This window comes from Aeromonas sp. Prich7-2 (assembly GCF_017939255.1).
Taxonomy (GTDB): Bacteria; Pseudomonadota; Gammaproteobacteria; order Enterobacterales; family Aeromonadaceae; genus Aeromonas; species Aeromonas caviae.
In genome coordinates this window covers 1-22,509 of sequence record NZ_JAGKRI010000057.1, presented here as the reverse complement: position 1 = coordinate 22,509, position 22,509 = coordinate 1, and the positions used below count along the sequence as shown (strand labels likewise).

Annotated in this window: 24 protein-coding genes and 1 pseudogene; 1 reads left to right on the top strand and 24 read right to left on the bottom strand. The window is 62.3% G+C overall.

The annotated features are described in order from the left end of the window. Positions 1 to 77: 77 nt before the first annotated feature. The 3 genes from J9892_RS11380 to J9892_RS11370 are packed head-to-tail and all read right to left on the bottom strand — an operon-like array spanning position 78 to position 6,906. Complete coding sequence (locus tag J9892_RS11380; protein ID WP_210538348.1) at positions 78 to 3,698, bottom strand: curculin (mannose-binding) lectin protein; 3,621 nt, start codon at positions 3,696 to 3,698, stop codon at positions 78 to 80. Then, positions 3,695 to 4,063 carry a hypothetical protein gene (locus tag J9892_RS11375; protein ID WP_180907223.1) on the bottom strand — a complete coding sequence of 123 codons (369 nt, stop codon included), beginning with the start codon at positions 4,061 to 4,063 and terminating at the stop codon, positions 3,695 to 3,697. Before J9892_RS11375 ends, J9892_RS11380 begins: the two co-directional genes overlap by 4 nt. After that, positions 4,060 to 6,906, bottom strand: coding sequence for a tape measure protein (locus J9892_RS11370; protein WP_210538347.1), 2,847 nt, complete (start codon positions 6,904 to 6,906; stop codon positions 4,060 to 4,062). Before J9892_RS11370 ends, J9892_RS11375 begins: the two co-directional genes overlap by 4 nt. 496 nt (positions 6,907 to 7,402) lie before the next feature. On the opposite strand from J9892_RS11370, the gene J9892_RS11365 reads away from it, so the two are divergent. Beyond that, positions 7,403 to 8,695, top strand: coding sequence for a HEPN/Toprim-associated domain-containing protein (locus J9892_RS11365; RefSeq protein WP_210538346.1), 1,293 nt, complete (start codon positions 7,403 to 7,405; stop codon positions 8,693 to 8,695). A 122-nt stretch (positions 8,696 to 8,817) separates the two neighbouring features. On the opposite strand, the gene J9892_RS11360 is transcribed toward J9892_RS11365, so the two are convergent. The 21 genes and pseudogenes from J9892_RS11360 to J9892_RS11260 all read right to left on the bottom strand — a co-directional run. Then, on the bottom strand, positions 8,818 to 9,567 hold the full coding sequence (locus J9892_RS11360) for a hypothetical protein (protein WP_210538345.1): 750 nt from the start codon (positions 9,565 to 9,567) through the stop codon (positions 8,818 to 8,820). Continuing rightward, positions 9,564 to 10,001, bottom strand: a complete 438-nt coding sequence (locus J9892_RS11355; RefSeq protein WP_210538344.1) for a hypothetical protein — start codon at positions 9,999 to 10,001, stop codon at positions 9,564 to 9,566. The genes J9892_RS11360 and J9892_RS11355 overlap by 4 nt, the downstream gene beginning before the upstream one ends. Further along, the gene (locus J9892_RS11350; RefSeq protein ID WP_210538343.1) at positions 9,998 to 10,414 is read right to left on the bottom strand and encodes a phage protein Gp36 family protein; all 417 of its coding nucleotides are present in this window, start codon (positions 10,412 to 10,414) and stop codon (positions 9,998 to 10,000) included. The genes J9892_RS11355 and J9892_RS11350 overlap by 4 nt, the downstream gene beginning before the upstream one ends. Then, complete coding sequence (locus J9892_RS11345) at positions 10,411 to 10,719, bottom strand: hypothetical protein (RefSeq protein WP_210538342.1); 309 nt, start codon at positions 10,717 to 10,719, stop codon at positions 10,411 to 10,413. Before J9892_RS11345 ends, J9892_RS11350 begins: the two co-directional genes overlap by 4 nt. Before the next feature lie 95 nt (positions 10,720 to 10,814). Beyond that, the gene (locus J9892_RS11340; protein WP_202014440.1) at positions 10,815 to 11,723 is read right to left on the bottom strand and encodes a Mu-like prophage major head subunit gpT family protein; all 909 of its coding nucleotides are present in this window, start codon (positions 11,721 to 11,723) and stop codon (positions 10,815 to 10,817) included. 54 nt (positions 11,724 to 11,777) lie between these two features. Then, a complete protein-coding gene (locus tag J9892_RS11335) occupies positions 11,778 to 12,923 on the bottom strand; it encodes a phage protease (RefSeq protein WP_210538341.1) in 1,146 nt (381 codons plus the stop codon). 202 nt (positions 12,924 to 13,125) lie between these two features. Next, positions 13,126 to 13,572: a phage virion morphogenesis protein gene (locus tag J9892_RS11330; protein WP_210538340.1), complete on the bottom strand. Its 447-nt coding sequence runs from the start codon at positions 13,570 to 13,572 to the stop codon at positions 13,126 to 13,128. Continuing rightward, positions 13,572 to 13,772, bottom strand: a complete 201-nt coding sequence (locus tag J9892_RS11325) for a hypothetical protein (protein WP_210538339.1) — start codon at positions 13,770 to 13,772, stop codon at positions 13,572 to 13,574. The genes J9892_RS11330 and J9892_RS11325 overlap by 1 nt, the downstream gene beginning before the upstream one ends. Then, positions 13,769 to 15,244 (bottom strand): phage minor head protein, encoded by a 1,476-nt coding sequence (locus J9892_RS11320; RefSeq protein WP_210538338.1) that lies wholly within the window; start codon positions 15,242 to 15,244, stop codon positions 13,769 to 13,771. The genes J9892_RS11325 and J9892_RS11320 overlap by 4 nt, the downstream gene beginning before the upstream one ends. Then, entirely contained in the window at positions 15,244 to 16,815 is a 1,572-nt protein-coding gene (locus J9892_RS11315; protein WP_210538337.1) for a DUF935 domain-containing protein, read from the bottom strand. The genes J9892_RS11320 and J9892_RS11315 overlap by 1 nt, the downstream gene beginning before the upstream one ends. Further along, positions 16,815 to 18,374, bottom strand: a complete 1,560-nt coding sequence (locus tag J9892_RS11310) for a terminase family protein (protein ID WP_210538336.1) — start codon at positions 18,372 to 18,374, stop codon at positions 16,815 to 16,817. The genes J9892_RS11315 and J9892_RS11310 overlap by 1 nt, the downstream gene beginning before the upstream one ends. Beyond that, positions 18,374 to 18,949 carry a DUF3486 family protein gene (locus J9892_RS11305; RefSeq protein WP_130627555.1) on the bottom strand — a complete coding sequence of 192 codons (576 nt, stop codon included), beginning with the start codon at positions 18,947 to 18,949 and terminating at the stop codon, positions 18,374 to 18,376. Before J9892_RS11305 ends, J9892_RS11310 begins: the two co-directional genes overlap by 1 nt. Positions 18,950 to 18,951: 2 nt before the next feature. Further along, positions 18,952 to 19,248, bottom strand: coding sequence for a hypothetical protein (locus J9892_RS11300; RefSeq protein WP_010674005.1), 297 nt, complete (start codon positions 19,246 to 19,248; stop codon positions 18,952 to 18,954). Beyond that, positions 19,245 to 19,547, bottom strand: a complete 303-nt coding sequence (locus J9892_RS11295; RefSeq protein WP_128296927.1) for a DUF2730 family protein — start codon at positions 19,545 to 19,547, stop codon at positions 19,245 to 19,247. The genes J9892_RS11300 and J9892_RS11295 overlap by 4 nt, the downstream gene beginning before the upstream one ends. Before the next feature lie 59 nt (positions 19,548 to 19,606). Further along, complete coding sequence (locus tag J9892_RS11290; protein ID WP_042074576.1) at positions 19,607 to 19,834, bottom strand: TraR/DksA family transcriptional regulator; 228 nt, start codon at positions 19,832 to 19,834, stop codon at positions 19,607 to 19,609. Between the two features lie 21 nt (positions 19,835 to 19,855). After that, positions 19,856 to 20,077 carry a hypothetical protein gene (locus tag J9892_RS11285; RefSeq protein WP_043133770.1) on the bottom strand — a complete coding sequence of 74 codons (222 nt, stop codon included), beginning with the start codon at positions 20,075 to 20,077 and terminating at the stop codon, positions 19,856 to 19,858. Beyond that, positions 20,070 to 20,372, bottom strand: coding sequence for a hypothetical protein (locus J9892_RS11280; RefSeq protein WP_069652688.1), 303 nt, complete (start codon positions 20,370 to 20,372; stop codon positions 20,070 to 20,072). The genes J9892_RS11285 and J9892_RS11280 overlap by 8 nt, the downstream gene beginning before the upstream one ends. Beyond that, on the bottom strand, positions 20,369 to 20,956 hold the full coding sequence (locus J9892_RS11275; RefSeq protein WP_130627554.1) for a glycosyl hydrolase 108 family protein: 588 nt from the start codon (positions 20,954 to 20,956) through the stop codon (positions 20,369 to 20,371). Before J9892_RS11275 ends, J9892_RS11280 begins: the two co-directional genes overlap by 4 nt. Before the next feature lie 101 nt (positions 20,957 to 21,057). Further along, positions 21,058 to 21,708, bottom strand: a complete 651-nt coding sequence (locus J9892_RS11270; RefSeq protein WP_130627553.1) for a Qnr family pentapeptide repeat protein — start codon at positions 21,706 to 21,708, stop codon at positions 21,058 to 21,060. A 136-nt stretch (positions 21,709 to 21,844) separates the two neighbouring features. Further along, positions 21,845 to 22,276 carry a Mor transcription activator family protein gene (locus J9892_RS11265; protein WP_130627552.1) on the bottom strand — a complete coding sequence of 144 codons (432 nt, stop codon included), beginning with the start codon at positions 22,274 to 22,276 and terminating at the stop codon, positions 21,845 to 21,847. Further along, a pseudogene (locus tag J9892_RS11260) lies at positions 22,269 to 22,509 on the bottom strand (hypothetical protein); the annotation flags it as partial. The pseudogene J9892_RS11260 and the gene J9892_RS11265, both read right to left, overlap by 8 nt.

Sequence of the window (22,509 nt, the reverse complement as noted above, 5' to 3'; positions counted from 1 at the left end):
GCCCCACTCGCATCAGTGGCTAGCGCGTCAACGGGGTGCAGGCCCTCGGCGCCGTCACTTTCCTGCACTGCTACCTGTCAGCGGTTGACGTTGCCGCGCAGCTGCAGCTCGAACTTGTCGGTTTCCTGGGCTGCCACCGACTGCAGGATGGTGCGGATCACCCAGAGCGGGTACGCCGCCGCCTGGGTGGTGAAGCGCAGCACGTTGCCGCTCGACCAGCCTGCCCCCCAGCCACGGTGATCCAGCAGGAAATAGGGCTGGCCGTTGTTGGGGTTGATGGGCGCCAAGTCGGTGTTCACGTCCCCCACCGCGATCTGGCCCACATGCTCCCCGACCAGCACAAAGTTGGTGCTGGAGTTGAAGATGATGGCCCAGCGCTCCTGCAGGGTGGCGCGGTTGGAGACCTGGATCGGGTAGTCGGTGTCGTTGTACTGCGCCGTGGACTGGTCGCCGATGAGGTAATCAGACCAGACATTGGTCCAACTCTTCTGATCGAACAGCCCGGTGTAACGCGCCCACAAGTCGCCGATGATGAGCGCACTGGACACCAGGGTGTCGGCGGCGTCATAGGCGTGGGACAAGGGCCTGGCCAGTCTGAGCCGGCCCGAGATCTCCACGTCGCTGACCAGGCTCATGTCCTCGATGCGGTGGACCACGTAGAGGGGTTCGGCGTAACCGGTCAGGTTCAAGGGGCTGGCAAGCGTCACCACGCCGCTGTCCAGGTTGACGCTGTAGAGCGCCTGGGGCAGTTGCTTGCCGTCCTTGTCCTCCACATGGGCATAAGCCAGCCGTTCGCGGCCGGTGTTGAGCTGCTGCCCGGCACTGACCCCCATCGGGAAGGCGGCCTTGCGGGTGCTGTGCACCACCACGATGTTGCCGGTGCGGATGAACGGCACCCGGCCATCGGACGGCAGCCGCACCGGATCCAGCCCGATGATGTCGGCATCGAGCGGCAGATAGCTGAACACCACGCAGTTGAACCGGATGGTGTCGGCCACCACGCTGAGCGGGCGCCAGATCTTGCCGTCCTCCCCCACCTGCTCGGCGTCATACCAGGGCTGCCCCTCGTTGCCGGCGGCCGTGACCTTGCGGCCAAAGCGCACCCACACCACCCCGGTCTGGTAGTTCACCCGGCCATCCATGTCGGTGGTGGTGAAATAGCCGTCCCCGTCTGCCGTCGCCTCGATGCGCCGCCCGGTGGCGGTGTTGGCACTGAGGTAGAGGCTGCCCGGGGCCACCGGGGCCCCGGGGGTGCGGAAGGTCACCGCATCCACCGACTGAACGCTGAACGAGGTGGCCAGGGACTGCAGCGACGGCTGGGCCCCCTGCCCTGCCGCCCAGTCGGCCAGCACCGCCAGCCCGTTGCTGTAGTCGATGGTGCCCGCCTGGATGCCGGCACCGGTCTCCGGGTCAGGGTTGCGGTAGAGCAACCCCTGGCGGTCCACGTAGGTGCTGCCCCCCAGGGTGAAGCGCATCGAGCCCTCCAGGATCGCCTCGGCATAGCCCGGGGTCACGTCGATCCGCAGCGCCTGGGCGGTCAGGGTGGCATTCTGCGCCAGGGCGCTGTTGTTGTTGCGGTAGGTCACATCGACCCAGCCCCCCTCGCCATCGGGGAAGGTGTAGGCGGTGTTGACGTACTGGAAGCCTGTCAGGGTCCAGCGCATGTCGGTGTACCAGGTGCCCGTCACCGGGTCCTGATGGCTGCCCGCCGGCACCCAGGCATAGGTGGGTTCTGGCAGCAGGGCGGTGCCGTCCGGCATGAAATGCAGGGTGCCGGCGCCGTAGTCGATGGCGCCCAGCACGTTGCCGCTGGCGTCTTTCAGGTTGCCCTGCCCATCGTCCTGCAGCGTGATGATGGGGTCCTTCTTCTCGATGGAGAGGATCCGCTCATCGGCCGCCACGATGTTGTAAAGCGCGTTGAACTTCACCCGCACCGACCCCGGGGTGAGGTTGAGCGCACCGCCGCCGTCACCGTCCAGGGTGATGGAGAGGTGCCCCACCTGGCCGGGGGTGCTGAGGCGCCCGGGCTCGATGTGGCGCTCGGTCACCGGCTCGCCGTACTGGTACTGGGCCACGTACTCCTGGCCCAGCGCCGGCAGGGTGATGTGCTCCAGATCGATGATGCCCTCGGCATAGTCGATGGTGCCGGTGATGTCGCCCCGGATCCGCCCATCCCCCACCGCATCGTTGGCAGTCAGGCCCGCGCCCCAGGTCAGGATCAGGCTCTTGGGGGTGATGCCGGTGTGGGGCAGCTGCCAGGCGCTCTTGCTGATGCTGATGGCCTGGCCGCTGCGGTTGGTGTAGTTGACCGGGGTGGCCCAGCTGAACAGGATCGCCGTGTCCACGTCCGGCAGCGCCCCCAGGGTCAGCATGACCGAGCCGGTGGCCAGATTGACCACACCGGACCCGTATGACCTGTCTGCCCCGAACAGCTCGCCCCGGCCGTTGTCCTTCAAGTCGTACCATTTGCCTTGCGCCATGAACGACACCGTCAGGGTGCCCGGCGCCGGGGTCGGCTGCAGGGTGATGGTGTAGGCATAGCCCCGGTTGTTGGCCTTGATCTCGATCTGGGCCGTGTCGGCGATACGCGACGGGCGGGCCGCCGGCCAGAAACTGACGCTCTTGCTCGCGGTGCCGTAGTTCGGGCACTGGGCGTTGAACTCCAGCTGGCCCCGGCCATAGTCGATAGCCCCCACCACAGACCCGGCGACAACCAGCTCGCCCCCCTTGTCGGTGATGGTTGCCGCGCCGATGGTGATGCTGAGCGTCCCCGGCTTGACGCCGGTGCCGAGGAACAGGCCCCGACTCGGGGCGATGCTGGCAACGGTCGAGAAGGTGACCAGGGCCTTGCCGGAATCCACCAGGCTGGCCAGCTCGCCGGCAGCGGTCAGATCCACCGCCGGGGTCTCGCTCCTGGCCGCCGGCACCAGCTGGGTGAAGATGGTCTTGGCCTTCACCTGCATGGCCCCGAACGCCGCATTTTCCGCGAGCTTGGTGGTGGCGAAGTAGTTGGCCGCATCGGCCACCACGGTCTCGCGCAGGGCGGTTTTGAGGTTGGTCACCACGTCATAGGGGGTCGGCTGCTCCCCCTCGAAGGTGTAGCGCAGCGGATCCGCCAGCTTGCAGGTCACCACGTTGCGGGTGAACTCGGGCACCCCGGGGATCTGGAACTTGGCCAGTTGCTGGGTCACCTCCAGCACCCGCACATACTGCTCGAACTCGCCGGCCTTGCCCTCGTTGCCGACCAGCACCAGGGTCTCCCCCACCTCCGGCAGGCGCACCTCGACGCGCTGGAAGAAGCGGATCGCCCGCTGCCCTTCCAGCTGGGTGTCGTACAGAAAGCCGCGCCACTTGGGCCCACGGGCCAGGTAGCGCTCCAGCACGTCGCGGGCCTCGGCGCGGGTGTCGTGGTGATCCCCGGTGCTCATCAGGCACAGGCCCACGTTGGGGTCGCTCGGCGGCAGCAGCACAGTAGTGTTGGCGCCGTAATAGGTGTCGGTGTTGTCGGTCTGCACCGTCAAGAAGGCCTTGCGCAGGTTGACCACCCCATAGGCGCGGTCGAGATCGCTGATGTCGGGGAACAGGCTGTTGTGCTCGCCACTGACGATCTCGTGGCCGGTCACCCGGCCGCCGCCATCGGGGGTGTCCGTCAGGCGCTGGCTGCCGAGCAGCTTGATGTCGCCGGAAAGAATGCTCATCGGATCACCTCGGTGAAGTTAAGGGTCAAGGCATAGGGCTCACCCGCCTCGGGGTCGGCCATCTCGATCAACGGGGTGGCCACGATGCCGGGCCTGCGCCAGAACACCTCCCGCTGCAGTCCATCCAGCAGGGTCAGGGTCATCAGCTGGGCCACCTGGGCCTCCAGCGCCTTGAGTGCGAGCACGGTGGCGCGGGGGCAATGACCCACCAGAGTGATGGGGCGCCCCTCCGGTTTGGCCGTTTCCTCGACCAGGAGAGCGCCAGAGAGCGTCGGCGTGACCACTTGCTCGACGGGGGCCCAATCGAACTCGTCGCGCCAGATGAGATCATCGGGCAGGTGCAGCCCGTTTAAGGTGACGTTCATGAGCGCAGTCCCTGCTGTTTAAGGAGGTTGATAAGGGCGGCGGCATTGGCCTCATCGGCCTGCACCTCGGCCTTGGCACCGTTCGATGCACGCAACTCGATGATGATCCGCTGGGGTTGCCCCGGATTGAACGAGGTTTGGGGCAGGCTTGATGGCCTGGCTTGGCCGGCGGCCGAAGTGGGGGCTTGCGCCTGCTGGGTCTCTTTCGCCTGGGCTTTGCTCAGTTCCTGCTGGAGCTTAGTGCGCATGGCCTCCATCTCCTTCTGGAATTTCTCGCCGTAATACTTGCTCCACTCGCTATAGGCGGGAATGTCCCTGACCTTCTGGCTGTAGCGGGCCAGCTCCTCTTCCACGCCGGCGAGGGTATTGGCCAGGGCATCGGCGTTGCCGCGCAGGTTGTTGATGTCCACGGTCTTGTAGAAGAACGAGCCGGCCCCCACGCTGCGGGTGACCTCCCCCCGGCCACTGCCCGCACCGCCCCCGCCACCGGCCGAGGCCACGGCGTTGCCGGTCTGCTCCGCCTCATCCTGTACGCCACGAAGGCCCGAGCGCATGGCATCGGTGGCACTCTTGGCCCTGGCGGCCGCCGAGTCGAAGCCATCGCCGATCGCCGCCACCGCCTGTTTGGCGTCACCGCTGCCCCCCTTCACCTTGCTCATGGCGTCAGCCGCGATGGCCATGGAGCGGGTGATGCCATCCCCGGTGAGCTGGCCCTGCTTGGTCATTGCCTTCATGCGCTCGATCACCGCGTCGATCTCGGCCTTGTTCTTCGCCTGGTTGAACGCTGCCGCCAGGTACTCCTCACAGGCCGCCGAACTGGAGCCGCTGTGCTGCACCAGGGTATCCAGGGCGCTGAGGGTCTCCTTGAAGCTCTCGCCGATACGGCCATTGGCCCGCTCGAAGTCCAGCCCCAGGGTCTGGGCTGCCTTGCCCAACGTGGCGGGGAGCTCTGCCGCCGTTTTCCTGGCGACGGCGTTGATCTCATCCAGGTAGTCGCGGGTCTGCTTGGCCTCAGTGCCGAGCGCCTGAACGGCGGCGGCCCCCGCTCGCCAACTGCCGGTGGCCTCGTCGTAATGTACCTTGCCCTCGGCGACCAGGCGGTCGAGATCCGCCATGCTGGTGATAGCCACTCCCAACTCGGCAGAGAGGGCAGCCAGTTGGCCATTGAGCTGAGCCTGGGTCTGCGCACGCAGCGCCTGGGATTCTCGCAGCGCCAGCTCGGCCTGCATCCACTCCTTGAGGGCGGTGGCCAGACGGATGATCTGGAATATCGACTCGACAGTGACGGCGGCCAGCAACCCCTTGATCGCCATCCCAAGAGCTTGCATCCCGATAGAGGCGGCGGCCGCTGCCGTCCCTGCCGTGGTCATGCCCCCCGCCGCCGTGGCCGTCGCCGCCGGCAGGGCGATGAACTGACCATAGAGGCCGCGCAGATCGGCAATCCAGCCCGCGATTTTCAGGCCATACCAAGCCTGGGCCATCACCAGCAGGGCATCTCGCCAGGCATAGACGGTCTGGATGAAGGCCTTGATGGATTCCCCAAGCCCGACGATGCCGTCGGAGAGGCGCTGGGCCCACGCCTGCAGGCGGCCATCCTGGGCCATCTGGTCGAATTCACGGTTCAGGCTGGCCAGCTGGTTCTTGAGCCAGGTCAGCGCCCCGTTCTCCGCCACCATGCGGTAGAACTTGGCCAGGTTGTCCTGGGCGTTGGAGATAAGCCCCGAGAGCAGGCTCATGTTGTTGGCCGCAGCTCCGCTCGACTGGGCGGCGATCTCGTTCATTAGCGCCTGGATAGTGTCCCGGCCGAGCTTGCCCGCTTCCGAGAGCTTCTGCAGCTCGGCGGTGTTCTTGCCGGTGACCTGCTCCAGCAGTTGCCACACCGGCACCCCGCGTTCGATAAGCTGCAGGATCTCTTCACCCTGCAGCTTCTGCTTGGCCCAGGCCTGGCCGAGGGCCAGGGAGATGCCCTGCACTTCCTCAAATCCGCCGCCCAGCTTGTAAGCCTGATCGACGATGCCCTGCATCGAACCGTTCATGGGATCGATGCCAAAGGCCTTCAGGCGCACGAAGACCTGGGTCACCTCGTCGAGCTGCAGCGGGGTGTTCTTGGCGAAGTCCTGGATCCAGGCAGACGCCTCTTTGCCACCGGCAATCGACCCCATCACCGCCTTGAGCTGCACACTGAGCCGCTCGGCCTGATCGCCGGTTTGGAACATGGCCATCAGTTGGGTGGTGAGGGTCTGGATACCGAACCAGGTACCGGCCATCGCCACCAGGCGGCCGGTCAGGCTACCGATGGCTCCCTGGAAGCCGCCAGCGCCTTGCGCTCCCTGCACCAGGGAACGCCCCAGCCGTTCGGTTTGGGCCGCGCTCTCGCGCAGTTCGCGCTGCAGTCTGTTCTGTTCCTGGGCAAGGTTGCGGGTATCGATCCCAGCTTGGGATAGGCCCCCACGCAGGCGGCCAACTTCGCTGTGCTGGGCAATCAGCTGGCGCTCCAGCTGCTTGACCTCGGAAGCCAGCAGTCGCTCCTGGTCGGTGAGCTGGCGGGCGCTACCTGCCGCCCCCTGCTGCTCGCGGCGCAGTTCGGCCAACTTATCCCGGGAGAGTATGGTGGCCAGTTCGAGCTGGGTCAGGGCGCGGCCGCTGGCCTCGAACTGAGCGATCAGGTCGCGCTGCTGGGTCAATCCTTCCAGGGTTTGCGCCAGGCGCTCGGTCTCGGCGGCAGTCTCGTCAGAGAGTGGGCCCAACTCCTGCACCTGCCCCGCCAGCGCGGCCAGATCCTCGCGGCCGGTGACTTTGGCCGCGAGTTCTAACGCGAGTTTTAGGTTGGAAGAGGTAGACATGGGCATTCCTGAGAGATTCAGATATGCCCCATGGTAAAGAGATGACAAGATGGGAGGGTTTATGGCCAATTACTGAGATATATCATAGAAAAACCATCCTTTGCCGAGTATGATTTGCTGAAAGATGAATGCCCCAGATTTCCTTTCTTCTCCCCGTCGGTGAAGCCACATTATTGATTGATTAGTTGATGTTGTTCATGAATAACTCATCTCACTCTTTCCCCTTAGCCCACAAGCAATTAATATGACCGAGTGGCAGTTTCACCTCAGCTTTCACAGTCAGAGGGAGCTAGGCGAATATGTAATGCTTTAGAGATAATTTGGTAGTGCAATGATTTAAAGCTTATTTTCGTGGTAATGATTAAGGTGAGGTGGAATTATATGAAAGACTATACTATCGGATTAGCCCCATCTCCTATCTCATCGCTATTTAGCAGTACAATTACCGCCCACTTTAATCCGCAACAATAACATTCATAATGAGAAGGGAAATTAAATGGGAACTTCGATAGAGCTACGCCTTGGAAACGTCTCCCTATCATATTCTAAAAATAGCATGGGGAAAGATTATGGATTTTTATTTCAGAATGGTGATCTAAGACGTGATAAATCAGAAGTAATAAACTACGGAGATGATGAAGAGCATCCAGAAGAAGAACCGGACCTTGGTGAAGCAGAGGAGATTTTTGCTAGAAAATTGTCTCGCGTTATACCTAGACTTAATTTACTAGGTTATACGCTTGAGAATGCACGCACTGAATATCAATCAGTAGTCTCATATGCAGAAGAAATATCAGATATTTGTGATGCGGCAAATTCTGTTAAAAAACATCTCACTTTTGAAGAATTCTGCAACTTGGCATGTCGTTATCCGCTAGCCGAGTTAAATGATGATTATGTCAATCACAATATGCCATCCCGAGACATAATCTCTCAGGGGCGTTTTGCCGATGACATCGACTTGTTTGATCGCATTCCTTGGAATGAGAACTCAAATCTTTATTGGTCTGAAGCCAGTTACCTTTCTGCGAATGTTTGCATTCTCAGCGCGGAATCTATGCTGCAGATCTTTGCCCTAAATGAAGCGAATACAGACGTTGAGGTTAGATGGGCTTTTGGTCATATTGTCTACGCGGGCTGGGTCGAACGCGAAGCATTCCGAGCTGGAGCGATACAAAAGCAAAAGGTTCTGATCGCTACTGAAGGTTCATCAGACGCGCGCATTATTCGACGAGTACTTGATGTCCTACGCCCTGACGTAGCTGATTTTTTCAATTTCATAGATGTCGATGAGAGCCATCCCTTCTGGGGAACTGGTAACCTTGTGAAATTCGCAGAGGGACTTTTACGAATAGAAGTTCTTAATCAGGTGTTATTTGTTTTCGATAACGATGCAGAGGGTGTTGATGCTTTTCGTAAGCTTGAGAGGTTGAACCTTCCATCCAACATGAGAGCAATGCTACTGCCTGACCTTGAGGAATTAAGAGATTTTAAAACTCTCGGGCCTGAAGGTATTAACACCTCTGATATCAATGGGCGGGCAGCAGCAATTGAGTGCTATCTTGACCTTCATTTAGATCAATACCCCCCAGCTCAAATTACATGGAGTAACTTCAAAAAAGATATCGAAGCATGGCATGGTGTATTGGATTTCAAAGAGTCCTACTCAAAGCATTTCTACGATCAGTCCGAGGATATGCTGAGAAATGGTAGTTATGACACATCTAAATTATTAAAATTAATAGATGCGTTAATCCGAGAGTCAGGGTTGGTAATTCCTGTTATTTAAGCTTTCCCCTTTGCTCTTCATATCTGCGTATAGTAGTTCGTAGATTCGATTAGCGAAGCGTAATCTGACGTCCAAGGAAAAGCAAAGCGGCGGCCCCCCCGCCGCTGCTTATTCCCCAACCCTTACGCCGTCTCCGGCCGATCCACATAGAAAGGCGCATCTTCGCCGTCCAGGGCCAGCAGCTCCCCCTCCAGTTCGATCTCGATGGGCTTGTCGCTCAGGAAGTCCACCGCCTTCTTGGGGGCCAGACTGGCGCGGGGCACTGTCAGGATAATGGACTCCCCACCGATCACACTGCGCCCATCCAGGGTGAGCTTCGCCTTCACCTCCGGCTGCACGTTGCCGGCAATGCGGGTGCCGGTGACGGCGTTATAGCTGGCGCTGACGGTCACGGGCCCACCGTCTGCCACCGCGCCTGTCTTGGTGGCCCGCAGCAGCCCCAGGGCATAGTTGATCTCGAAGTCGGTACCGAGCACCAGCGGCGTGGCCCCTTCCGTCACCACCAGGCCGGTGGCCGAGAGGTTGGTTTTGCCCAGGCTCACCCACTTGGGGTGCGCCAGCAGGGTCACCGGCACCTCGGTCAGCGTCCCCGCCCCCTGGTTGATGGGGCTCTCCAGCCCCATAAAGGCGGCGGCCAGCAGCACCGGCGGGATCTCGCTGGTCTTGATGTTGACCGTGGCAGGCTTGGGCACGAAGTAGCTTTCCCGGGCCTGACCCAGCTTGTGCTTGCGCTTGCTCGGGATACTGATCTTCTCGCTGTCCGGTTTGACTTCCAGGCTGTTGACGTCCACCGGGCCAATCACCCCGTTCGAGACGTTGTTGGTGAAGGTCTCGATATAGAGATCCCCTTCCAGGTGCAGTGTTTCGCTCATGACCGTTCTCCCTTGAATTTCACTGTCGTCTTGAAGGCGAGGGGCAGATAGACCACCCCACCCTTGTAGCTCGGCTTGACCGGTGCGCTTTCACGCCGAAAGGTACTGTCACCGCAGGCCCGACCGGCCACGGCCTGCAACATGCGCCCCAGCCACACCCCGGCGCTGGCCTCCTTGGGGGTGGCCCTATGCACCAACACCAGCAGCCAAACCTGGTCAAACGCGCTTTGCCGCCCGCTTTGGCTGCTCTCGTTCTCTCGCTCTCCCTGGTAAATTACATGAATGGCCGGGGTGTGCTGCCCCAGGTTGGCCACCGCCTCCAGGTCGGTGGCCACAAACACCTCCTTGAGCCCTTGCCCTTTCAAGGGCAGCAGCAGCTCGCGCAGCCGCTCCCCCGCCGCCAGGTAGTCGAGTTCAGGCGTGGGGGCACTCATAGGAAGCCCCCAGTTCCCCGGCCAAAGATCCGGCCATCGGACTGCAGCTGGGCCAGGTTCTGGCTCTCCACCTGCTCGCCGTCTGCCGCGAGGCCCAGCGCCAGCTCTCCCTTGCCCACCGATTTGAGGAAGGCCAGGGCCGCCTCATAGCGCTTGGCGATCTGCTCCGGCGCCTGCTCGCCATAGAGGCGGTGGCGGGCGATATCGGCGCAGATGGGCACCAGGGCGCTCGGCACATGGGCCAGCGGCAGCGGGTAGCGTCCCGCCAGGTAGCCATCGATCAGGGCGCTGGCGTCCTGCAGGGCGACGGTGATCGCCGCGTCATCCAGCTCGCCGGCCGGGGTCATAGCGAGGCGCAACAGCTCCGCCTCGCCAAAGCGGGTCACCATATCGCTGACGCTGGCGTAGCTCATTTGCCTTTGCTCTTGCTGCTGGCGGGTGCGGCCGCAGGCTCTGCCGCATCAGGGGCCGGGCTCAGGCCGCCCACTGCTGCGTCCAGATCCCCGTTCGTCTGCGGTGCATCAGCCGACGCGAGGGCGACGTCTTCACCCAGGCGGGTGACCACCAGGCGCGGATCGGCCTCCAGGGTCTCGCACTGCACAGGCGACACAGCCAGCTCAGACTTACCAGGTGCAATCGCCAGGGCCGCGCGATAATAGACCTGACGAACCGTCGATGTGATGCCAACTCGAATAGCCTGTTCCATCTCGTGTTCCATCTCATGTTTCCCTCTGTCTCGTTCAATCCAGGATCCGGTTTAAACGGGGGTTAAACGCCCACACTCGCTCGTTTAACCCTGCCGTTAAACAGCGCTTACAGGTAGTCCGCCACCACCAGTTCCAGCTTGCCCTTGAGCTCGTTGCTGGAGCTGCTTTCCAGCTCGCGCTCCAGCATCTTGGTCGCCAACTTCTCCAGGGCGGGCGGCACCACCAGCAGGGTCGGCTTGATACCAAGCTTGCGGCCGCCGTCCGCCTGGAACTCCCGCATCCGGCTGTAGGCATCCCACAGGTTGTCGGGGGTCAGCGCCCGCTTGTTGGCGAACGCCAGCTGCCAGAAGCCAAAGCCGGCGGCGTCGCGGCAGTCCACCCCGTAGCGGAACTCCTTGCGGGTGAACACCGCCTCGTCGTCGATCTTGGTCATGGCGATGAGCTCGGGGGACTTGCGATCCTGGAAGATGATCGGCTTGAGGGCGCGGCTGGTATCGAGCAGGAACCAGGGCTCGCCGGTATAGGCGCCATCCACCACCAGGTTGGCCACCAGCGCCGGGGTGCCGGTGCCATCGACCTTGGGATAGACCGGGTGATCGGTATCGAAGAAATACTGGGCGTCGTAGCAGGGTGTGGTGAAACCGGCTCCCAGCAAACCGAAACAGAGCTCGTCGGGATGTACCCCGGCCGAGCGCCCCATCTCGGCGAACAGCGGGGCATAGATGCCCAGCTCGTCGTCCGCGATATCGTTGCGATCGACGGCCACGGTGGCTTCGAAGTCCTCGTTGACGATCTGGTAACCGTGGGTCTTCATCGACTCGATCACCCGATCCCCGACCCACTTGCGCAAGCTCGGGAACTTGCCGAGCCAGCCATAGGTGTTGGACTTGGTGGTCGATTTGATCACGGTGGCGATCTTGGTGTACTGGGTCGGCGCCTCGCTCTTGGCGTCCTCAAAGTTCTTCTTGAAGCCGGTGAAGAGGGACTGCAGCAGCGCGGGTGTAATCATGGCCATGGTCTATTCCTTCTCTGGTTAAACGGAACTGCCTTCGCGTGAAACGGGGCTTGCTCAGGCCTTGGCCTTGGCAAAGTCCTCGTGGCTGATGCCGAGCTGGTCGGCGGCGTACTTGTCCTCGGCCGAGAGCACGGCCTCCCCCTTCTTCTCCGGCAGGGTGACGGCAGCGGTCTGGCTCGCCGTGAGCGCGGCGATGGCCGGGCGCGGCTCCAGCAGGGCCTTGAGGGCGGCCACCCCCTTCTGGGCGGCATAGGCGGTCAGGTACTCCTCTTCGGCCGCCACCACCTTGCCTGCGGTGCGGGCCTCCTTGATGAGGGTCGCGGCATCGGTGGTGTCCACCTGGGCGGTCAGGGCCGCCACCTGGGTGACCAGGGCGTTATAGGTCGCCACCGGCACGTATTGCGCCAGGTCAACCTGGGCTCCTTGTTGTACTGAGGTCGTCTGCGCCTTGAGCGCGGCCAGAGCGGTCTTCTCGGCCGAGAGCGCGGCCTCCAGCTCCGGCGCCTTCTTGGCGCTGGCCTGCAGGCTGTCGAGCTCGGTAAGCGCCTTCTGCAGTTGCTCGTCGGTCGGGTCACCGGTCAGCTCGATGCCGAGCTTGGCCAGCAGCTTTTTCAGCAGTTCATTCATGGAGTTCTCCTTGGTGAGGGTGGCCGGCTGGCCGGGTTGGATCGGTTGAGCACTCAAGGCCGCCAGCGCCTGCATACCCACCACCCCGGGATCGTTGGTGATGGCGGTCATGCGCAGCTCCAGGGGGCGGCCCTGGGCGTCATAGGGGAATACGGCAGAGAGGAAGCGATACTCTTTGGCAGCGACCAGGGCGGCGGCCCGCTCGGTCCAGCGGGGTTTGATAAAGAGTCCCTCCCCCTCGCGCCACTCGATTTCGTCGCCGTTGTACCACCCGGCCGCCGGAGCGGGCTGGCCGTTCTGATCCACCTTGAGGGTTTGGTGGTCGTAGTCGATGAGGATGTCTTGACCGAGCGCCTTGGCCCGGTTGATCAGGGTAGTGGCGATGGTCTTGTCGAGCTGCCAGTGGCCACCAGGCACATCGAAGGGGCGGCCATCCCTGGCCTTGAACGGGCCCACCGGCAGTAACTGGTGCCAACCGTCGTCGCTCGGGCCAAGCACCGCATCGAGCACGGCCAGCCCCAGGGTAGTGGGTCTGGCATTCAAGATGGCCACGGCAATCGCAGATGGGGGCATCACTCTTACTCCGGCTGGACATAGCAAAAATCACTGGTGCCAGTGTCAGGGAGGAGAGAGAGGGGTGGGGTTTATGGTGGGTTACTGCAACAGCAGGGGGTGCCGGTACTGTTTAAGGGTGTTTAAACACCGTTTTGCTGGGCCAAGAGCGGACGGGCCATGCCATCGCACCGGCCCTGCCCCCGTAAACGCACTCAGAGGCTTAGGGCGCGTCCGCCGTCAGATAGCCTTCCAGCGTCTCCAGTACGCTCTGCTGGTCTGTTTCCGACAGCCCCAGATAGGGGCGCTCAGGCAGGTTGATCTCGGGGCGGCCGAACTGGTGAGCGGCGCCGTATTCCAGCGGGGTGCCGAAGTAGAGGGCCTGGGGATCGGCCTGATAGTTGAGGGTGTCGCGCAGATCGTCGTTCAGGCGCAGCACCTCGTCGGCATGGCGCGGCTTGCGGGCGCGGTACTTGTCCGAGAGCGGGGCCCAGGGATCTCCTTCCGGGGTCTCCTGCGCATCCCAGCGATCTCGGTGCGACAGCAGCAGTCCCTCGCCGATATCCGCCAGGGGCTCGCTCAAGTCGCCGGTGCGCTGATAGAGCCTGGCCAGCAGCTCATGGGCATCGGCCACCCCGTGGTGGCTGATGGCGATAAAGCTGCCCGCCATCAGGCGTCATCCTCGAAGGTGGTCATAAAGTGCATGGCCTCTTCATCAGCCGCAGCCATGGCGGCGGCCCAGAGATCCCCCAACAGTTCTGCCTCTTCACCTTCGGCTTGTTCGCACAAGGCATCCAGCGCCTTGGCCTGTGCCAGGGTAAAGGGGCCATCTTCTGCCAGCAGGGCGCTGGCTTGTTCCAACAGGGTCATCCTTTCTCTCCTTTGCGGCTGGCGGTCGTGGCCTGGGCCAGCATGGCCTCCACTCGTTTGGCCAGTTCGGGGAAATGCGTCACCATGGCATCCCTCGCCAAGACCCAGGCGGCAAATGCCTCGGCGGCGGCTTCCATCCTGGTCTTGCCGGCATACTCCGTCAGCAGTCCCACCCCCGTCAGGTCAGGCTCCCCGGCCCAGAAGTGAACCTGGTGACCGAGTTCGTGCAACCAGGTTGAGAGCCGCTGGGCTGATTCCCCCTGCTTGCCGCCGACGTTGGCGGAGATGCTCCAGTGACGGCGCAAGGTCTCGCCACTGGTCCCCCTTGGCAACCAGTGACGGGGCCCGGTGTTGGCATGGGCATCGGTGACCACCTCGGCCGCCGCCGCTTGCACCGCCTGCATGTCCACTGCTTTGAGTGTATCACCCGCCTTCACTTTGATAACCAGATGGCCCCAGCTTTTGGCCGTAAAGCCGTTGGTCGCGCTGGCCCGGCGCGTGTAATAGAGGGAGCGAACCAGGTAAGGGTCTGTGCCCAGGTACTCGGCGATGGCCGGCGCAACCTTGAGCCCTGCCGCCCCCTTGCCCATCTCGGTCTGCTTGATAAACAGGGTCTTGACCGGGTGCGCCTTGAGGAAGGCCGCCAAGGGCTCACGCTGGGGTGCGGGTAGCTGGGCCAGCAGATCGCTGACCCCCTGCGCCGTCACCCCCTTGGCGGTCGAAAAGGCGCTCTCCACCAACCGCTGCGGCAAGCGCTCGGCCAGCGCGGGTTTCGCCGCCTCCCGCTTGGCCACGGCCTCGGTCAGGGCGGCGGGCGTCTTTGGCCGGTAATCGAAACCCGGATCGATGCCACGGGGGATCCGGTGTATCTCCCCGGTCGCCTTGTCCACCCACTCATAATTGCCGTCATCCGGTGCCTGGCCCACCGTCAGCCCCCGCCGTTTGAGATCTGACTCGGAGAGCAGGAACTTCTTGCACTTGCAGCCATAGCCGTTGCTGGGGCTGTGGGTCTCCCACCAGGGATGGTCCACCGGCAGCACCAGGTTGTTCCACTTGAGGTGCAGCTCCCTGGGGTGCTCGGAGTCGCCGTGGCGATAGAGCGCATAGGGGCGCTTGTGCTTGATGCGCTCTATCTGGTCATCACGCCCGGCGTTGTAGCTCTGGCGCAGGTTGGTCTCGAAGATGACGCGAGAGCGCCACGACGCCGGGCCGGTATGCACCCAACCGTGGCGAGCCACGATTTCCTTGAACGCTTTCTGGAATGCACCGAGGGATTGCCCCTCGCTGATCGCCTTGTCCACCGCCCCGCGCAGGTCGGCCAGCAAGTCAGTCTTGGTCGCCCCCGCCACCATAAAGGCGCGGTTATGGGCGTCCCGCCACACATCGGCCCAGCGCTCGCTCGGCATATTCAGCTTCTGGCGAAAGAAGGCGATCGCCTCCTCAAACGGCAGACTGCCGTAACGAACGGGCATCAGTTGCCCTCCTCCATCTCCAGCATGCCGAGCAGTTCGCTGGCGGCAATGGCCTGGGCCAGCAGCGCCCCCAGTTCGTCATGACTGAGGTTGGGCTCCAGCGCCAGCAAGCCATCCCGGATCTCCTCCAGGGTGGTGGCCTGCATCACCAGTGCCTGGACAGCATCGGTCATGCCGGCGAGCAAAGGGGCCACCTCGGCCTGCAGCCGGGCCAGCTGGGCATCGTTGTTATCACCCCGGGCAGGGGACTTTGCCGCCAGCGCCGCCAACCCTTGCGCCTTGAGCGCCGCCTCCCCGGCCCCTGCCTGCTTGTCGACGATGACCAGCACCTCTTCCCCTTCCTTGGGTGCCGGGATCTGCAGCTTGTCCCGCACCCACTGGGCCGGGATCTGCATCCCCATGCCCACCAGGGCCCGCAGCGGATAGGCCAGATCGCGCATGTCCTCGGGCTCGGTCACGTCAAACTCCAGGCGCGGGCAGCGGCGCGGCCCCTGGAAGCTCTTGCCGTTCAGGGCAAACAGCGGATAGACCAGATCCCGGGTCAGGGTCGCGGCGAGCTGGCGAAGGTCTGCATCCCGTACCTCCTGGCGCACCTCGTTGTGGACGTTGCCGAGCGCATGGGTCGAGCTCTTGCCGTCGGCCTGGCTGGTCAAGGTTCCCCCCAGGATGGCCTTGCTCATGGAGCGCTCACACCAGTCCATCATCACCACAAAGGGATCGGCCTGACCGTTGGCCGCATTCTGGAAATCGATCTCCATCCCCCGGGGGATGATGCCGCCAGCGTTATGGCCGATGGAGAGCACCGCCTGCAGCAGGGTCGCCTTCTCCTTCTCGGTCGCCCCTTCCGGGTATTTGCCCAGGCGCACCGGCAGGCCATAGATCTCCAGAAACTCGGCGAGATCCCGCACGCTGTAGTTCTTGAACAGGAAGGGCCAGACCAGGGTGCGGATAAGGCCGGTGCGGGCGAGATACCCCGACTTCGACTTGGCCTTGTGCATGACCCAGCCGAACGGATTGAGGGCTGCCCCCTCCTTGCTACCGTCCCGCAGCCGCAACTGGTTCCAGTCATCCGGGTGGGTCTGGAACCAGGCGGGATCGCGCCAGACGATGCCCTTGGGGAGCTGCAGCCCCTCCACCATCTCCCAGCCGCTGAACTCCTGGGCACTGAACCCCTTGAGCACCGCATCGGTGGCGTCAAAGATGGCGTCATCCAACCAGGTGAAGTCCTCCAGCAGCTCGCGGATCATCTCGCAGTCGCGCTGCTCGGCGGGGGTCGCATTGCGGGGCGGCTCTATGGTCCAGCTCACCCCGAGCAGGGACCGGCGCCGTTTGCCGAGCTCGCTCTGCAGGTGGGCGTCCTTCTCCTCCATGTCTTCGGCCAGCTCGCACTGGGCGATGAGGCTCCCCTCCTCCGCTTCTTTCAGCGCTGCTGCAGCCTTGCCCGGGGTGAGCCCCACCGTGGGATGCTCGCTGTAGTGACGACGCAGTTGGGCCAGCTTGGCGTCGTTCTCGGTCTGCGGCTCCTTCTGCAGGCGCAGCGAGTTGCCATGAATGTCGATGAGTCCGGCCATTACCAACCCCCTCTTTCATATCGGTGATAGTCGTCGTTGCGCTCTGAATCGTGTTTACCAGGTAAGGGGGTGAACTCGATGGCGCCCCCTTCCATCCAACTCGCCCGCACTGCCATGGCCAGCGCCACCGCAAAGTCGCCGTGACGCTGCTGGCCGCCCTGGCCGGTGTTCTTGCCCTTGTCGATCTTGGGTACCCCGTTGATGACCTGGATTTTGCCGAGGTCGTCCTGCACGTCTGCATGGCGCGGGATCACCAGGTTGTCGTCCTCGAACTCGGCCTTGAGCTTGGGCATCCACTCCCGGTACCAGGGGTCATTGAGCATCACGCACTCGATCATGCTGGCGCCCCAGCGCAGCCGAGCAGCTTCTGCCAGATAACCGCCGTTACCGGTGGCATCGAAGGCGGCCGCCGTGAAGCGGTGTAGCCCCTGCAGCAGGTAGAACAGGATTTGGCGCTGGGTCTCATAGGGGGCATTGACCAGCTCCACCACGAAGGGCACGGTCTTGCGCAGGCTGGTCGCGATGGATAGCGGAACAAACACCGAGAGATCCCCCTTGCGGGCGAAGTCCTCCCCCAGTACATGACGGCAATTGCGATCGAGCGCTTCCAGGCAGGGCTTGAGGTTCTCCTCACACCAGATCTCCGCCACCGCCTTGCGGGTCTCCTCGCTTTGCAGCTCGAAGTCCGCAGGGGAAGTGAAGCGCAGGATGGGGATCTCCGGCTGCATGGCCCGCTCGATCAGGGTGCGCTTGATATAGACGCCGCTGCTCTGCTTGGGCACGCAGAAATACTCCTCCAGCGCATCCTCTTCGGTGGCGGTGGCCTTGAGCAGCCCGGCCTTCCAGCTCTCCTCGGCCTCCGGCGTCCAGGGCGTGCCCTTGACCTGGCAGATGCGACGATAGAGCCCTTGGCGGCAGGCGTCGTCCAGGCTGATGGTGTGGATGGAATACTCTTTACGGCCCGCACGGCTGTCGTTGATGAGCTGGTTAAACAGGTTGTCCACGCCGTTGTGGGTGCTGATAAGCCGCACCTTGGCCCCCCACATAGTCAGCGCCATCGCAGCTTTCAGCACCTCGGCGAGCCGGTCGTGGAACGCCGCCTCGTCGATGGTGACATTGCCCTGCATCCCCCGCAGGTTGGAGGGGTTGCTGGAGAGCGCCTGCACCTTGAAGCCCGAGGCGAAATAGACCACGAAGGTGAGGATCGCCTTGTCCTCGTCGTCGGTGAACACCTCCTCCTGGATCTCGCCTGCTGCCTTGTTGTACGCCTTGGCCCACATGGCCACGGCATCGATAAACTCTCGCGCCATCTCCTTGTTGCTGCCTACATAGAAGTGGTGGCAGCCCCCGGCCGTCTTGGTCTTGGAGGCCGTCAGGGCGGCGTCGGCCGCCTCCGCCCAGGTGATCCCGGTGCGGCGGCTCTTCTCGGCGATCTTGAGCGGGCTCTCGTCGGCTATCCAAATCTTCTGGTAGGGCAGCAACACCTCGTCGGGGCTGTATTCAGTACCGAGGGTCTGGGCCAACTGCTGTGCGATAGGGGTCTGTACGATCGTGGTCATCAGACAATCCCCAGGATTTCGCGGCGTATCTCGGCGGCGGCCTCACCGCTCAGGCCCGCCTGGGTGACGATGGCCTCGGTCTTGGCGGCCACTTCCTCGGCAAAGGCCTGGCGGATCTCTTTCTCCCGGCGATGCGATTGCATGGCGGTGGATTCGAGCCGCTGGGCCGCCAACATGGCGTTTTTCAGCATGTCGATATCCACCGCCTCCTCCGGGTTCTGCACCTGGGCCAGCATCGCCTTGAACAGCTGGGAACGGCCGAGCTCCAGGATGAGCTTGGTGGTCTCTCCCATCGGCTTGTCACCGAGCTGGGAGGTGAGCGCCGCCGTGGTCTCCCGTAAGTCGCGCAGGTGCTGGCCCACCTGCTCCACCTGACTGGCGTGGCGGCTGAGCCCTGAGCGGGAGAGCTTGAGATCATCGGGTAACCCTGCGCCCTCGATAAGACCATTGATCTCGTCCAGGATGGCGGCCTGGCTGTTGCCCTTGTCGCGCAGCATCTCGTTGAGGGCGTTGCGGATAGCTTCGGGCAGCAGCCACACCTTGCTGGCGCGGCCCCGGGTCGGTTTCTCGGCCATGGTCAATCCTCCGCCCGAGGCTTCTTGACACCCGGCACGCTGGATCGCCCTTCAGCCACGTCCTGGCCCCGGCCGGTCAGGTGCGCCACCTGCACCTGGGCCAATTTCTCGATGCGCACCAGCCCCTGCTCATCCAGCCAGGCCAGCAGGGTCTTGACCCGATCCCGGGACACCCGGCCGGTACCCAGCTGGTCGAGGCAATCATTGAGGATCGACTCGTTGGCGGCCCCGCCGATATCGAGCAAGGATCGCAAGATCACCAGGCGTTGCTGGGCGTCCAATATCCCTTGAATGCTCATGTTCTCTCCTTGAGTTCATTTTCCAGCAGCAGGTCGGCGAGCCGGCGGGCCTGGCGCAGTTCCGGCGCCAGTGCCCGCAGCTCACCACGCAATTCGCTGATCTCCAGTTGCAGGGTGTGCAGCTCCTTCTCGGTCGGCAGATCCGAGAGTTGCTGCTCGACCCTGGCCACCCTGGCGGCCAGGCCGGTGACATCTTCACGCTTGGCGTAGGTCTTGGAGAGCAAGATGATGACGATCAACCCCACCAGACTGGCCAGGGCGTACAGGGGCCCCCAGTTTTTAACGATAAATTCCCACATCGGTGGCCCCCTTCGTCTGGTTCGGCAATATCGGGCCTAGCAGCGGCCTCCTGTTCCCCTTAACGATGAAATCCCACACGGATTGCCTCCTTGCGCTCGAATAGGGTCTGGCACTCGATGCAGCGCGGCGCATCGGGTTCGGCATGCAGCCGTGCAATCGGGATGGGCTCATCACAATCGCAACAGATGCCATCGCCACGGGGTTTGGGCCTTGCCCGGTGGGCGTCAATAAGGCGCCCGGTCCGCTCGGCGTCGAGCTGCTGGGCGCGGTCTATGGGGTCGCTCAAGGGTGTCTCCTTGCGAACCGATTACTTGATGACGTGGGTCGCCTTGAGGCGGCCCCAGATGGCCAGCAGGCCGCCGATGGCACTGGCCAGATCCACGGCGGTGGAGACCAGGCTGGTTTGGGTACCGACATCGACCGGCACGCCGAACAGGCCGGCGATACCGGCCCCCACGGCGATGACGCCGCCGATGACGGCGCGGCTCCTGAGCGCAGGCTTGGCTTGGGGTAACAGGGAATCAGGCATGATGGGTTTCCTTCTGTTGAGGTGGGGTAAGACGGGCACGGGCCCGCAGGCGATCCAGCTCCCCTACCGACCGCCAGCCCTGCTCGTACAGGGATTGGCGAGTGGCGTGATGGCTGTAGAGCGGGATGGCCTCCAGATCCGCACCGGCCAGGGCGGCCTTGAGATGGGCGCGGCGCCCATCCTTGAAGCAGGCAAGGTAACGGGGATTCTTGAGTTCGGGGATGCCGAAATACCCGGCGGCCTGGATCCCTTGCAACGCTTGGCGGCGCTTGTTGATGAGGCTGGGTTTGCTCATGCCGCCCCCTCACCGAACCGGGTCGAGAGCAGGTAACTCTGCAGGCGCAGCAGGCGGTTGCTCCAGCCGTGGGCATTGGCCCACTGGCTCGGGTCTTTGCGCACGATGCCGAGCATGAAGCCGGCGCGGATCTCAAGCAGCGTGAGCAGCAGGGCCCGACCACCATCTCGACCGGTCTTGGCGGCCAGCACCCGCAAGGTATGGGAGCCCAGCACCCCATCGGCCAAGACGCCGAGCGCCTGCTGCAACTGGCGCACCGAGCGACCAGGGCCGTGATGCACGGCGCCGTCGAACAGGGCAATGGCAATCAGCGGGCAGACGCTATCAACCCGATCGCAACGGGCGGGCAGCCAGTAGTTCGCGCGGTAAAACAACTGGGCGTGGGCAGGGGTCGCATCCCCGACGGCAATGTCCGGCCGACCATCCCGATCGAGGTCGATCATGCCGTCCTTCCTGCCGTCGGCGACATCGGCCATGCCGAACTTGGTATGGCCGCCACGGTCGGCCGGATGGTTGACCTCGCCCCCTTCCACATCGGGACGGAGCAACCAGGCAAGCGCTATGGGATAGGTATCAGGCAACATAAAAGGCCCCTCGATAAACTGCGTTATCGCAGCGTACCGAGGGGCCTTAATGGGGCGGGTTTATGGTGGGTTAGAAAGGTAACTCTGAAATGACAGAGGGATCAGGGGAAGACGATAATACCTAGCTGTTCCAGCAACTCTGGCTGCTGATATTCACTTATTTTTACCCCGTTTAGATTAACTCGTCGCGGATTCAACCCAGACAGATCACTATTTCGCAGATCGCACCCCTGCAGATTAAAGCTGGTCCATTCTATTTGTCCAAACTCTGAATCACTCAGATCAGATCCAGCCAAAGATGCTCTCTGCAAATTCGCTCCATTCCACCGGTTGCCACTGAGCTCGCATTTTTCCAGCAAGCAACCTTCGAAGTTGGCGTAATTAAAGTTGTTACCGGTCAAATAAGCGTCGCAGAAGTAACTTCTAAGGGTAATCTGGTTGACGAAGCTGGCACGGGAGAAATTAATCCCCATTGCCTGACAGTCACGCATTTCCAACCCCAAGCACTGGCTGTGACTCAAGTTCGCTAGGGTCAGATCACAGCGTAGGAAGCTCGCCTCACGCAGATTACATGCTTGCAGCTGACAACTGAGCTCCTGTTCCCGATCATAAAAACTACAGTCAACGAAGCGACACTCACTCAAATTCAACCGGGAAAAATCGCAACCAACGAAGCTGCAGCCACTAAACTGCTCGCCTTCTACCTCTTGCTGCTCGAAGCGCCGCCCCTCGAAACGCAAGCCATTGATCATTCTGATACTCCTCTGACGAAGACCGTCATGTGAATAAATTGTATTAACCTAAACTAAACTTCCTGAACTCAAGCTGTTTGCCTTGAATCACGAATTTGTATGTCCGTCACACCGACAAGATACATTCATTGAACTTTCATTCAAAAAAATCCTTCTGTACACGTTTCTTAGTCAGTTGCCGTTGCTCTGCCACCACCGCATAGGTCTGAGGCACCGATAGGCCATGCTTGCGGGCCAATTGGTCGATATTACGGCCATTGAACTCATCCCAGATCGCTCTGTCCCGCAGCGCGGCCTTGAGATGATCGCCGGTTGGGATGTAGTAGGCACGCCCCCCCATATAGTGAGCTTGCACCAATGCCAGCTTGCGGGCCTGGGCCAAGGCCTTATCCGCCGCCATCCCGCCGCGCCCAAGTTCACAGGCAAGCACATCGACCAGCTCGGCCAGTGCCTTGGGCCATTTGGCAGTCAGCTCGGCCGCCGGGATCTGATCCAACCGGTCCACCAACTGCCCCAAGGATTCATGGTCCTCGGCGAACAGGTCCAGATTCTCTTGGCTGCTATCCATGTTGCACCTCCGCCTGCATCTGCTCAAAGGCTGCCACAACAGCCTGATAGCCCACCACCCGACCGGTCTTTTCATTGATGGGGATAGTTTTAGGTTCTTCGCGGGATCTTGGGGAAGTGGAAGTTGACAGACAGGGTGCTGGTAAACTGGCTGTCTCCAAACACACCACCACCATCACCCTGCTGTCGCCGTGCATCATATTGATATTGCCTCCTTCTGGCCAGGTTATACCG